Here is a 13,267-nt window from a genome sequence, read left to right as displayed (position 1 = left end):
TCAGATTTCGACAAAAAATTTCCCGGGCAATAGAAGATTCGACAAAATCACCGGCTAAGCAGGTTTTAAGAACAGATTCAGCGAATATATTGATAAAGCCCGGTTGCAGTTTTGGCGCCATCGGGCGCATTTTTTCTGTCTGGGAGGTGGAGGCATGGATGTCTTATTGCTGGAAGGCCTTAAAATTGCCCGGGAGCAGGGAGTAGATTACGCTGAGCTCCGGGGAGTCACCAGCACTGAACAGTTAATATCTGTCAAGAATGGCAGTCTCGATACTCTCATGGAGTCTGAGACCCGGGGCATAGGTGTCCGGGTCTTGCTTGCTGGTTATTGGGGGTTTGCCGCTGCGCCGGCGCTGCTCCCGGAGCAAATCGAGGAGCTGGTGTTGCAGGCGATGGCGGTGGCCCGGGCAAGTGCCCTGGGTGGCGGCGAACCCGCCCGGCTCAGCCCCTATGTGTCGGTGCAGACCAGCTACAAGAGCCCGTTGGAAGAAGATCCGTTTGCGATTCCCAACGCAGATAAATTGGAACTACTGCTGGCAGCTGATCAGGAGATGAACCTGCCGGGAGTGGCTGTGCGCCAGGCGCAAATGCGCTTCCGTAGAGAACGCAAGCAATTTGTATCGACATTAGATTCAGTAATAGATCAGACATTTGTCTACAGTGGCGGTGGGCTCACGATAACGGCGGTCACTGATGAAGATGCCCAGGTGCGTACTTACCCCTGTGGATTTGGTGGCAACTATGCAAGTCGTGGTTATGAATATATACGCGAGCTGGATCTGGTGGGCAATGCCCGCAAGACTGCGGAGCAGGCCTTAGAACTGGTCCGGGCGCCCCTGTGCCCCGATGAGGAAACAGATATCATCATCGCCGGCTCCCAGCTGGCTCTGCACTTACACGAAACCTGCGGACATGCGGTGGAGTTGGACCGCGCCCTGGGCAGCGAGATCAGCTTGGCCGGCGGCAGCTTCCTCACTCCCGACAAACTGGGCAATTATCGCTATGGCTCCAATATAGTTAACATCACTGCCGACGCCACCATATCGGGGGCGCCGGGTAGTTTCGCTTATGATGACGAAGGGGTTAAGGCCCAGGTAACCCCAATAATCCGTAACGGTATTTTTCAAAACTACCTTTCTGGGCGCGAGTCGGCGGGTGCCATCGGACGTTTTAGCTCCGGGGCGATGCGTGCCCAGAGTTGGCACCATCTACCCTTGGTGCGGATGACCAATGTCAACCTTCACCCAGGCCACGGTTCCCTGGCAGACCTTGTGGGCGGTATCGAGCGCGGATTGCTATTGGAGACCAATCGCAGTTTCAGCATCGACGATCAGCGGCTCAATTTTCAGTTTGGCACCGAAATCGGTTGGCGAATTGCGGGCGGTAAAATAACCCATATGGTGAAAAATCCTGTCTATACTGGCATAACGCCGGAATTCTGGTCCCGGTGTGACGGCATTGCCGGCCCCGAAGCTTGGCAGATGTGGGGGATTCCCAATTGTGGCAAAGGGGAGCCACTCCAGGCAATGATGGTCGGTCATGGCGCTGCTCCTGCCCGATTCCGCCGTGTAAAGGCAGGTGCAGCTCGCTGATGGCTAAAGAACAATTGCTTTCCCGTCTAGAGGCTGCGTTGCCGGAGCATATCGACGCCGAAATTATCGCCCAGGTCAGCAGCGAGCAGCTGACCCGGTTTAGTAACAATACCATCCATCAGAACATCAGGGAGCAAAACAGTCGCGTGTTTGTGCGGGTGATCGAGAATGGTAAAGGCGGCACTTTTATTACCAACAGCCTGGATAGCAAACAGTTGGCCGGTGCCGTTCGCAAGGCGCTGGAGGCGGCAAAACTGCCTATGCCCCGTTCATCCCAGCCGCCCCTTAGTCCGGCCACCTCATATAAAGAAATGAATTTACACGATCCCGAACTGAGCAACCTTACTCCTGAGGGGCATGCCCAGTTGGTGGCCGACACATTGGTGACTGTGCGAAACGCCAAGATGCAGGCTAGCGGCGCTTTTACCGGCGCCGACCAAGAGCTGGCCTTGGTGAATACCCGGGGCCTGCGGGCCTGGACCCGGGCCACATTTGCAGATTTCCATTTGGTGGTCAGCGACCACCAGCAAACAACCTCCGGATATGGCAGCACCTGTGGCCGGCGTCTGGCAGATTTGGACTTTATTGGGGCGATGACCGCCGCTGCAGCGAAGTGTGAAGCAGCCAGCAATCCCCAAGGGTTTCCGCCAGGCGAGCATACAGTCATTTTGGAGCCTGCCGCTGTCGCAGACTTAGTCAGGTTTCTGGCATTGATTGGCTTGAACGGCCAGGCACTCCTTGAAGGGCGCAGCCCCTTCCCCAAACTGGGGGAAAAATATCTTGGTGATAACGTTACAATCTGGGATGATGCCCTTGACCCCGAAGGGCTGGCGATGCCCTTTGATTTTCAGGGTGTCCCCAAACGCAAGCTCAATTTGATTACCAAGGGTATTGTTCAGAATGTCGCCACGGATAATTCTGTTGCAACCTATATGGAAAAGGCCAGTACCGGACACGGACAGCTACCGCCCTCCCAGGGCCCGCTGCCCAATCATATGTTCATGGAAGCCGGCAATGCAATGTTAGACGATATGATTGTGTCCACAAAACGTGGTATACTTATAAGCAGGTTTCACTATGTGAACGTACTGGACGCCCGGCAGGCAGTGCTTACCGGCGTCACCAGGGACGGCACCTTGTTAATTGAGGACGGAAAACTCACCCGGTCCCTGAAGAACCTCCGTTTTACCGAGAGTTTGATTCGCGCTTTAAGCCGGGTGGAAATGGTTGGAGACAGCAGCAAGCTTTTCGGTTGGTTTTGGGGGAGTGTGCGGGTGCCGGCTCTGAAGATTCGCGGGTTTAAGTTTAACGGTTCCGAGTAACCTAAGCATAAGGCAGGGAAAAGAGATGTGGGAAACCATCGCTGGTTTGTATGAATCTGTGCGGACACTAATATCGCCGGTTCTGCTTTTGGACTTGGCGATTATCGGCCTGCTCTTTTACCGGGTTTTGCTGCTGATTCGTGGCACCCGGGCAGTTCAGCTGCTTAAGGGGTTGGCCGTTTTGGTGATTGCCAGCGTCATCAGTCAATGGGTGGGCCTGCAGTTAACCAGCTGGCTGCTGAGCCAGGTGATGACTGTTGGTTTGGTGGCATTGCCAATCATATTCTATCCTGAATTGCGTCGGGCCCTGGAGCAGTTGGGTCGGGGCAGGCTTTTCCCGAAAGCGTCGCTGTTGCCGCCCCAGGAGCGCGCCCAGGCAATCAGTCACCTGGTGCGGGCCGTTGTCAACCTGGCAGAGCGCCGGGTCGGAGCGCTGATTATTTGGGAGCAAGAGACTGGTCTCAAAGACTGGTCCGAGTCCGGAGTGGCGGTTGACGCCCAGCTTACATCCGAACTCTTAATTAACATTTTCGAACCCAACACACCGCTGCATGACGGCGCTGTCATTCTCCGGGCCAACCGGGTACGCGCCGCCAGCTGTTATCTGCCCCTAACCGATAATCCCGAGGTCAACATCGAATTGGGCTCCCGGCATCGGGCGGCCCTGGGGATTACCGAACAATCCGACGCTGTAGCAATTGTTGTTTCGGAGGAGACCGGAGCGATTTCGATGGCGGTGGAGGGAACCCTTACCCGTTATTTAGATGAAAAGAATCTCAAACAGCGTCTGGAGACATTTTTGCAAACAAGACAGCAAGAGCACTCGCTATTTTCTAGACGCTGGCAACCTGGATGGAAGGAGTGATTTGATATGAGTAAATTGTTTGGCACCGATGGCGTGCGTGGCGAGGCCAATTCCCAATTGACGCCAGAATTGGCATTTTCCCTTGGCCGGGCAGCGGCCTGGAACCTGGCCCGGGAACAGGGTGGCGAAATTATTATTGGACGTGATACCCGGCTTTCGGGAACGATGCTGGAAGCGGCTTTGGCCAGCGGCATTGCCTCTGTTGGTGTCGATGTGCGTTTGGCCGGCGTGGTGACAACCCCTGCTCTGGCCTGGCTTACCAAGACCAGCAATGCTGTGGCCGGTGCAATGATTTCCGCATCACACAATCCCATGGCCGATAATGGCATAAAGTTTGTAAATACCTGGGGGTTGAAATTAGAGGATGCCCAGGAAGAAGAGATTGAAAGTATCATCAGGGAGGGTATGGATGCCCTGCCGCGGCCGGTGGGTCCCAATGTCGGGCGAATTGCCCATGATCAGTCTCTGGCTGAGGGCTACATAGAGTATCTGGGGAGCACCATCTGCAAGCCGCTTAACGGGCTCAAGGTGGTTCTGGATTGCGCCAACGGCGCCGGTAGTTTTATCGCCCCCCGGGTTCTGGAGAGCGCCGGCGCAACTGTGCAGGTTATCTATGCCAATCCTGATGGCAGCAATATCAACGCCGGTTGCGGCTCGACCCATCCGGAGGCAGTGGCCAAGGCAGTGCGGGCACAACGCGCCGATCTGGGGCTAGCTCTTGACGGGGACGCCGACCGCCTGATTGCCGTGGATCATACCGGTAGCGAGGTGGACGGCGACAAAATCATGTTAATCTGCGCCCGGCATTTAAAGGAACAAGGTTTGCTCAAAGACAATACTCTGGTAGTGACGGTTATGAGCAATATGGGCTTGCAACTTGCGGCTCGGGACTTGGGTATCAAGACCGTAGCCACCAAGGTCGGGGATCGGTATGTACTGGAGGCAATGCTCAAAGGCGAGTACAGTCTGGGCGGCGAACAGTCAGGGCATGTGATTTTCCGCCGCTACGCCACCACCGGTGACGGTATTCTCACAGGATTGCAGCTGATGGAGATAATGTCCCAAACCGGTAGTTCCTTGGCGGATCTGTCAAAGGTTATGGAACGATTGCCCCAGGTTCTGGTGAATGTGCGGGTTGCCAGCAAAGATGGCTGGGAAAGCAATCAGCGCATTAACGAGGCGATTGCTGGCGCCGAGGTCCAGTTAGGCGACCGGGGCAGGGTTCTGGTGCGGCCTTCCGGAACCGAACCCCTGATCAGAGTGATGTTAGAGGGACCGGAGCAGGAACAACTGGCTGTGCTTGCCCAGGGTATCGCAGACGTAATTAAAGCCGAGCAGGGCTAAAACTCTCGCTCTTAAGGAGGTGAGGCCTGTACATGTGGAAATAAGGCGAGGAGGTGAAAAACAAAGTTTAGGCAAAGCGCCCGGGCTTGCCGTGAGGCAAGTTGACGCGGATGGAGGTTTGGCGAGTTTTTCGGCGGGTGACCTCCCGGCGTAAGCGCCGCCGTTAACGGTCTGACAAATCCGGAGAGCGATCTCCGGGACAATAGGACCAGGCGTACGATCTAATCAATGCAACCTATACAAAACAATTGGAGGAAAACAAAATATGTGTGGAATTGTGGGATACATCGGGGGCCGCGAGGCCGCACCGATTATGATAGCTGGATTGAAGCGCCTGGAGTACCGGGGCTACGATTCGGCCGGTATTGCTTTGCATCAGGGCGAGATTCGCGTGATTAAGACCAAGGGACGACTGGACAGTCTGGAAACCCAGGTGAGCAATCAGAACAATGTCGGTACCATTGGTATCGGACACACCCGTTGGGCTACCCATGGCAAGCCCTCTGACGCCAACTCCCACCCCCATACCGGTTGCGATAACCGGTTTGCTGCGGTGCACAATGGGATTATTGAGAACTATCAGGAGTTGATTCAGGAGTTAAAATCCCGGGGCCACAGCTTCAGCTCCGAAACCGACACTGAAGTGATCCCGCATTTGCTGGAGGAATACTGGCAGGGAGATTTGCTTGCCGCTGTGCGTCAGGTTGTAGGCCGGCTGGAGGGATCCTATGCCTTGGGCGTGATGTGCCGGGACAATCCGGAAGAAATCATTGTCGTCCGCCAGGACAGTCCGTTGGTCCTGGGCGTGGGCGAGAATGAGAATTACATCGCCTCAGATATTCCGGCAATCTTGGAGTACACCCGCCAGATTGTCATCCTCGAAGACGGGCAGCTGGCCCGGGTGACCAGGAAGAACCTAACAGTCTTTGACGCCGACGGCAACCAGGTTGAAAAGGCGCCCACTACAATCGATTGGGATGCCGAAGCCGTGGAAAAAGGGGGGTATCCCCACTTCATGCTCAAGGAAATCATGGAGCAGCCGGCGGCTTTGCGCAACACCATTAGTCAGTATCTGTCTGCCGATGACTCAATCGACTTCCCCGACGTCAGGCTGACCGCAGAAGACCTGGCCGGGGTTGAGAAAATCTTTGTCGTTGCCTGCGGCACCGCCTACCACGCCGGCCTTATGGCCAAATACCTGTTGGAGCGGATGCTGAGGATTCCGGTGGAGAACGATTTGGCCAGCGAGTTCCGCTATCGGGACCCGGTTCTCGATTCCCGCCATTTGGTCCTGGTAATCAGCCAGTCCGGTGAAACCGCCGACACCCTGGCCGCCCTGCGGGAGGCAAAGCGCCGCGGCGCCAAAGCCCTGGCGATTACTAATGTGGTGGGCAGCTCGATAGCCCGGGAGGCAGACAATGTCATCTTCACCGCCGCCGGGCCTGAAATTGCTGTGGCCAGCACCAAGGCCTACAGCACCCAGTTGGTGGCCCTGGCCTTGTTTGCCTGCTACCTGTCCCGGGAACTGGACCGCAATTGGCAGCAGTTCCAGCCACTGCTGAAGGCGCTCAGAGAACTGCCTAATGTGGCCGACAGCTTCCTTACCCACAGCAGCAAAGAACTGGCCGAACTGGCCGATAGCGGCCGCGAATGGCATGACGCGTTCTTTATTGGTCGCGGGCTGGATTGGGCTGTGGCCCAGGAAGGTTCATTGAAACTAAAAGAAATATCATATATTCACGCCGAGGCATATGCCGCCGGCGAACTGAAACATGGCACCCTTGCCTTGGTGGAAGAGGGAACACCGGTAATCGGTCTCGCCACCCAAAGCGATCTGCTGGATAAGACTATTAGCAATATTAAGGAGACCAAGGCGCGGGGTGCGCTGGTCATTGGCATCAGTCAGTACCCAGAGCGGATGCGGGAAGCGTCAGACATTCTCATCCAGTTGCCCAAATTGCCCGACCCGCTGATGCCAATAATCTCCGTTATTCCCACCCAGCTGCTGGCATATTACGCCGCAGTTGTCCGGGACCGGGATGTCGACAAACCCCGCAACCTAGCCAAGAGCGTCACAGTAGAGTAGGAGCACGGGGACGGTTCTGCTGCTCCCGGCTGCTCCCGGCTTTCTGACCTTGAAATGCTTTGCATTACCAGGCAACGTTTAAATATGTTTTCGCAACTCAGCCGGGAAACATCGGGAAATAAAACAAGGCAGATTTACTCTGTCTTGTTTTTTCTCGACTTGGCGGGAGTGGCGGAGTTAAGCTCTTTGCTCCAGGTGCGGGATGAGTTTTCACTGAGTCTGTGGGTATATTGTAAACAAGGATTTTTTCGTAAAACTATCTGGAGTGGCTTTGGACGGGAGCAGGAGAACCGTCCCCATGCTCCGCCCATGCTCCGGGAGGTGTAAGTGATTTGACGCTGAGTCGTGCACTAAAAGTAGTTCTATACATAGCAGCAATCTATGCAGTTTACGCCCTGGTGGCCGGAGTGATCATCTTTGGTTTTCATCAACCGGCGGTGAACCAGCCCACAGAGTATGTTAGTGCCAGATTCTTTAGCGAAGAAACTGGTCCCGACCGGGTGGTTTTGGTGGAGGGACGCTCCCAATCTGCCCAGGCACGGGTTAATCTAATTGAGAAAGCGCAGCATACCCTGGACATCACTTACCATGCAGTCCATGCCGGGGAGAGTGCCGATTTATTCTTTGGGTGCATTTTTGCCGCGGCCGACCGGGGTGTGCAAGTGCGGTTGCTTTTGGATGGCCTGTTCCATAGTCTCCGGGGAACTAACAAAGACTTGCTCTACGCCGTGATTGACCATCCCAATATTGAGCTCCGCCTCTATGAGCCCTTGAATTTGCTTCAGCCCTGGACGGCAAATAATCGCTTGCATGACAAGTTGCTGGTTGTTGACAAACAATTGGCGATGACCGGCGGCCGAAACATCGGTGATAAATATTTTCTTGAGGACTTCGACGGGGAGCCTGTCCATGACCGGGATGTTGTTATAGTCAACACTGACATGGACGTGCCCACCCAGAGCGTTGTCAGCCAGATAGGTGATTATTTCGATGAGGTTTGGGAGCATGAATTTACCAGTATGCCCAGCCAGGACTTGACCGGGCGCCAGCGGCGCCGCGGTCAAGAGCGGATAGAGGAGTTGCGCCGGTTTGTCGCTGAACAAAGACGGGCGCAGCCGGAATTGTTTAAGCCTGCTAATAACTGGTTGGAGGATTCAGTTCCGACAAATAAGATAACTCTGATCCATAATCCCTTGCAACGCCTGAACAAAGAGCCCTGGGTGTGGCAGGAGTTGGCGGGTCTGCTTGTCGGAGCTGAAGAGTCGATATATATGCAAAGCCCGTACGTTATTCCCGGCGGCCAAATGATGCGCTGCCTGGATGTGGAACAAATTTCGGCGGAGGATATCAATATTCTAACAAATTCGGTGGCCACCAGCCCCAATCCCTTCGCCATGTCCGGCTATACCCGTTATCGCCCCTGGTTGGTGGATGTTGGTATCAATCTATATGAGTATCAGGGTCCGGGCTCTGTTCATGCCAAATCTTATGTCTTTGACAGCCGGCTCAGTCTGGTTGGCTCCTTCAACATCGACCCACGCAGCGCATTTTTAAGCACTGAAACCATGGTTGTTATTGACAGCGAGGAATTTGCAGCCATCCTGGAGGAGCAAATCAAGCACCTTGTTGCGGAAGGCAGTCTGGCCGTAGGCCCCGATTATGGATATCAAGACAGCTCGGCGGTGGAGGCCAGGCCTGTGTCAAGGTTTAAGCGCTTGTTGGTCAGAATACTTTCGTGGATCACCTATCCCTTTGAATATATGCTTTAAATTACGTACCTGGTTGTGTTGGGTATTAACCAACTTTGGTATAATGAATAAGGGACTAATTGGGTTTCATTGTAAGCCCCTGCTGGCGAAAAGGAAGTCAACTGTCGTCACTGCGGGGCAAAAGCAGTCAGATGTGTCCCAGGCATGGGCATTGCCATAACTCTTGTCGTGATTTGGATTCTGGAGGGAGAATTATTATCCAAAAGTGGGTACTGACATTCGCTTTGTTGCCTGTAATCGGGGGGTTGGCCTGGTCATATTTCTTTCCGGAGCAGGCCGTGTTGTTCGGCAGACGCTGGCAGTTTGATAATGACCTCGAGCCAAGTGAATTGGCGATTAAGGTGGCCAAGTGGTCCTCAATTTTCTTTTTGCTGCTCATAACTATTGTTTTAATTCAGTTATGGATAACTTGAACTAATAAGACCACAGCCATAAATAGCTGTGGTCTTATTAGTTTTAATCTTTGTTTTTTAGGAGGCCGATTACATCCTTGAACCCGGAGGCGGTGTCATACTTCAAGAGGCTGCCGCCATATATCCGGGCTCCGATATAAAGGAAGAAAATGGTTCCCGCCAGCAGTGCCAGTGATGTGGCGATTATTTCCCATGCCGGAACAGTGGTCGCACCCATCCGCATCAGCATTGTCGCCGGTGTAAATATCGGGATGAAGCTGACAATCCGGACGATGATGTGGTTCGGGGCCATCATGATTGGCGCCGAAAGCATCAGCGGGAGAATGGGGATCATGATTACAAGACCATGGGCCTGGCTGCCACTCTCGGCATCTTTCATCATCGCCGCCATCGCCGCAAACATCGTTGCCAGCAGCAGGTAACCGAGGACAAAATAGGGCAGGGACGTGAGAATCTGTGTATATTCAAATTGAAGGGCGCTTAAGTCCATGAATCGGGTGGCGACAGTAAGACCGGCAGTCAACCAAATGCCAATTTGAATCAGACCAAGAGCGCCAAAGGCGAGGATTTTGCCAACCAATAATTCTCTGGCTGACAACGAAGATAGGAGAATCTCGATAATGCGGTTGCGCTTTTCCTTGATTACGCTCTGCATCAGGATCTGACCGGAGAACAGAATCGAAATGAACAGAATCATTCCGGTGAACATCGGAATTAGGATATCGGCTATCCCTTGCTCTTCGCCACTTACTGTCAGCACGTTCACCGTTGCCGGAACCATGATCGACGCAAGCTCCTCGGGGTTGACCCCGGACGCTTGCAGACGGTATTGGGTGTATGCCGGCTGCAGGGATTGTTGCAAATCGTTGCGACTGATATCCTTTGCGTCTGCAAGATAAAAGGTCATCTGGCCGCTGGCCAAAGTTTCTTCCGTAATATGCAGATAGCCGGGGATTTCGCCCGCTTCCAGTTTTGCTTCCAGTTCATCAACATCACTGTCGGTGATAATGATCTCGTAGTTTGAATCCCTGAGGGTATCCTCAATCAGGGGCGCCAGTTGCGCTGTTTCATCCCTGATATAGAGATCCTGGGCATCGGCCCCGATTTGGGAGACCACGAAGTTAGGTAAAAATCCTCCCAGAATCATGAACCCGGGAATCAAAAAGGTGAAGATCAAGAATATCGGACTCTTTATGTGCTTGCGCAGTTCCCATTTAAAAACACTGGCGATATTACGTCTCTGCATTATTTAGACCTCCCGCCGACAGTTTCGATAAATATTTCATGAAGCTGGGGTTTTTCCACTTTGATTCCTTTGAGTGTACAGTGCCGTCCTGCTTCCTGAATAAATTGATTGACATCCATATCGGTATGCAGGCGCAGGCTGGCCCTGTTGCCGGCAACCTTTACATCGCTGGCATCTCGCAGTCCGGTAAGATAACGCTCCAGATTGTCTTCCCCAGTAAACTCGATTACAACTTGGTTAATCTTATGTTGGTCGCGGATTTCTTCCAAGGTGCCGTACAATACCGCCTTACCATTGTTAATCAAAAAAATCCGGTCACAGAGTTCCTGCACGACATTCATTTGATGGGCCGAGAGTAGCACCGTGATTCCCTCTTCCCGGAGCTTGAGAATCATCTCTTTGAACAAGTCCTGGTTAATTGGGTCCAGGCCCGAGAAGGGTTCATCCAAAACCACCAATTCTGGTTTATGCAGGATGGTGGCGATAAACTGCACCTTTTGCTGCATACCTTTGGAGAGTTTCTCCAGTTTGTGGTTGGCGTAATCACTTAATTTCAAGAGCTCCAGCCACTCAATGGCCCGGGCCCGGGCGGTGCGCCCGTCCACGCCTTTAAGGGCGGCAAGATAAATCAGTGAGTCCAGAACTTTGGCGTTATCGTACAGTCCCCGCTCTTCTGGCAGGTAGCCGACCATTTGTTTGTTCAAAGCGCTCGCTTCACCGTTCCAAAAAAAACTGACTTCTCCCCCGTTGGGCCTCAGTATCCCGAGAATCATGCGAATCGCCGTGGTTTTGCCAGCGCCATTGGGCCCAAGAAATCCCATGATTTCGTGGCGGCGCACGTCAAAGCTGATATTGTCCACCGCCGGTTTGCCGTTATAGGCTTTGCTTAGGTTGCGTACAGACAGTAAATGGTCCATTTGCTCAAACCTCTCCAAAAATATTTTAGCTTTCGCTATCCTCATCGTACCAAAAAATCTCTTCAATCCCGGTGTTTAAAACTTTGGCAAGCTGCCAGGCTAGCTTTAAGGATGGATTGTAGCGGCCTGCCTCTAAGTGAACAATCGTCTCCCTGCGCACACCAACTTTGGCAGCCAGTTCATCCTGGGTTAGTTCTGCCAGCACCCGGTGTTTTTTTAGCTGTGAGTTTAGCTTCACCTTCAGTCACCACGCCCTATAAAGGCCAGCAAGCCAACTAGGGAAATTGGATTCAGGCGCATATCATCACCTCTGTTATAAATTGCTCACATTATGTTAAAAATATATCACCATCCCTGTCTTTAGACAAGTGCCGCCATCAAATTGTAATATTCGTAAAGCAAAGCACCGCCGTTGGGCGGTGCAGGTTACTGTATCAGTTTCTCCAGAGCACGGATAACCCCATCTTCATCATTTCCGGCCGTCACCATGTCGGCTGCTTGCTGTACTTCCCGGTCAGCGCCGGCCATTGCTACACCGGTGCCGGCCATTTTTAGCATTTGAATATCATTATGGTTATCGCCGATTGCGATGGTGTCAGACATTGGAATATTAAGCATTGCCGCTAAATCTTTTAGCCCCTCACCTTTGGAAACTCCCGGCTGCACAACGTCCATCATCAAGTCGCCAACGCGTACAACCCTGAGTCTCGGTTCGAAAGCATCATGGATGGTTTTGAAAATCTCCTCAAAACGCGCATGGTCAGATGAATTGAGGAAGATGTTTAAGATAGGCGCTTCCGTTGCCGTTTCCCGGTTTTCGATTAAAGTCGGCGTGGTTTTGTCATATAGCTGATGCATCTGGATGGCATAAATGTCATTGCGGCTGATAAACATTTCATCTTTGGTGACCAGTGTGCATGTTATATCTTTTTCCAGGCAAAAATCAAGGAATTCCCTGGCAAGATTTTTAGGAACAGGATGGGTCTTGTAGATTTTCCCATTGGAGTTGACCATCAGGGCGCCGTTTATCGCTAAAAACGGATTGGTGATCTCAAGCTCCCGGACAAAACCGACCGCAGAAACGAATGGTCTGCCAGTGGCAATCGTCACTAGGTGGCCGGCGGCTTGAAGTTCTTTAAGAAGCTTTTTGGTGGCCGTGGATATGGTCATGTCGCTCTGTAACAGCGTTCCATCCAAATCCAGGGCGATCAATTTACGCATGGTGACCTCCTTTGAACTGATAACACCATGATAGCATATCTGTGGGTTTTATGGGGATATAAAAACAGCCAAACCGAAGCTGGCTTGGCTGAAAAAGAGGTGTGTAGGAGTATGCTAGTAATCAAAACTACTTGCTGCCACAGATTTCCCAGTACTTAACCTTTTCCTTTTCCAATAGTTCTTCTTTGCGGGTCAAAACAATCCCTCCCTGTATTGATTTATGCAATGCTATACTTTAATAATTTAAGTTGCACGCTTGTTTTGAATTATATTATACATGTTCCCAGAGAAATTGCAAGCCCTACACTTAAATAATTTAATATTAACTTTAATATTAGCAATATGGAGTCCGGAAAAAATAAAGGGGCTGTCGCAAAACGTTTAATTATTAACGTAGGGCGATAGCTCTTTTCTCTTGTTTTTTGCCACGATTAAGGCTTATCTCCCCAGTTGTGCTCTGTTTTTGGGCATAACAAAACAGGGGAAGGGG

At 52.4% G+C, this 13,267-nt stretch carries 11 protein-coding genes; 7 read left to right on the top strand and 4 right to left on the bottom strand.

Annotated elements, in window-relative coordinates:
* Positions 1–154 precede the first annotated feature (154 nt).
* From FH749_01575 to FH749_01545, 7 genes are all read left to right on the top strand, one after another.
* On the top strand, positions 155–1,594 hold the full coding sequence (locus FH749_01575; protein ID MTI94169.1) for a TldD/PmbA family protein: 1,440 nt from the start codon (positions 155–157) through the stop codon (positions 1,592–1,594).
* Entirely contained in the window at positions 1,594–2,916 is a 1,323-nt protein-coding gene (locus FH749_01570; protein MTI94168.1) for a TldD/PmbA family protein, read from the top strand. Before FH749_01575 ends, FH749_01570 begins: the two co-directional genes overlap by 1 nt.
* 25 nt (positions 2,917–2,941) lie before the next feature.
* Positions 2,942–3,781: a TIGR00159 family protein gene (locus FH749_01565; GenBank protein MTI94167.1), complete on the top strand. Its 840-nt coding sequence runs from the start codon at positions 2,942–2,944 to the stop codon at positions 3,779–3,781.
* A 6-nt stretch (positions 3,782–3,787) separates the two neighbouring features.
* Positions 3,788–5,125 (top strand): phosphoglucosamine mutase, encoded by a 1,338-nt coding sequence (locus FH749_01560; protein MTI94166.1) that lies wholly within the window; start codon positions 3,788–3,790, stop codon positions 5,123–5,125.
* A gap of 265 nt (positions 5,126–5,390) precedes the next feature.
* The gene (glmS, locus tag FH749_01555) at positions 5,391–7,211 is read left to right on the top strand and encodes a glutamine--fructose-6-phosphate transaminase (isomerizing) (protein MTI94165.1); all 1,821 of its coding nucleotides are present in this window, start codon (positions 5,391–5,393) and stop codon (positions 7,209–7,211) included.
* Positions 7,212–7,295: 84 nt separating this feature from the next.
* The gene (locus FH749_01550; protein MTI94164.1) at positions 7,296–7,538 is read left to right on the top strand and encodes a hypothetical protein; all 243 of its coding nucleotides are present in this window, start codon (positions 7,296–7,298) and stop codon (positions 7,536–7,538) included.
* Between the two features lie 5 nt (positions 7,539–7,543).
* On the top strand, positions 7,544–8,980 hold the full coding sequence (locus FH749_01545; protein MTI94163.1) for a phospholipase D family protein: 1,437 nt from the start codon (positions 7,544–7,546) through the stop codon (positions 8,978–8,980).
* Positions 8,981–9,436: 456 nt separating this feature from the next.
* Here the strand turns inward: FH749_01545 and FH749_01540 are convergent, their stop codons facing one another.
* The 4 genes from FH749_01540 to FH749_01525 all read right to left on the bottom strand — a co-directional run bounded on the left by FH749_01540 (position 9,437) and on the right by FH749_01525 (position 12,777).
* Entirely contained in the window at positions 9,437–10,639 is a 1,203-nt protein-coding gene (locus FH749_01540; GenBank protein MTI94162.1) for an ABC transporter permease, read from the bottom strand.
* On the bottom strand, positions 10,639–11,601 hold the full coding sequence (locus tag FH749_01535) for an ATP-binding cassette domain-containing protein (GenBank protein MTI94161.1): 963 nt from the start codon (positions 11,599–11,601) through the stop codon (positions 10,639–10,641). The genes FH749_01540 and FH749_01535 overlap by 1 nt, the downstream gene beginning before the upstream one ends.
* On the bottom strand, positions 11,582–11,800 hold the full coding sequence (locus FH749_01530; GenBank protein MTI94160.1) for a helix-turn-helix transcriptional regulator: 219 nt from the start codon (positions 11,798–11,800) through the stop codon (positions 11,582–11,584). Before FH749_01530 ends, FH749_01535 begins: the two co-directional genes overlap by 20 nt.
* A gap of 182 nt (positions 11,801–11,982) precedes the next feature.
* The gene (locus tag FH749_01525) at positions 11,983–12,777 is read right to left on the bottom strand and encodes an HAD family hydrolase (GenBank protein MTI94159.1); all 795 of its coding nucleotides are present in this window, start codon (positions 12,775–12,777) and stop codon (positions 11,983–11,985) included.
* Positions 12,778–13,267 lie beyond the last annotated feature (490 nt).

This window comes from Bacillota bacterium (genome assembly GCA_009711825.1).
GTDB lineage: Bacteria > Bacillota > Proteinivoracia > UBA4975 > VEMY01 > VEMY01.
This window is presented reverse-complemented; position numbering and strand designations above follow the sequence as displayed.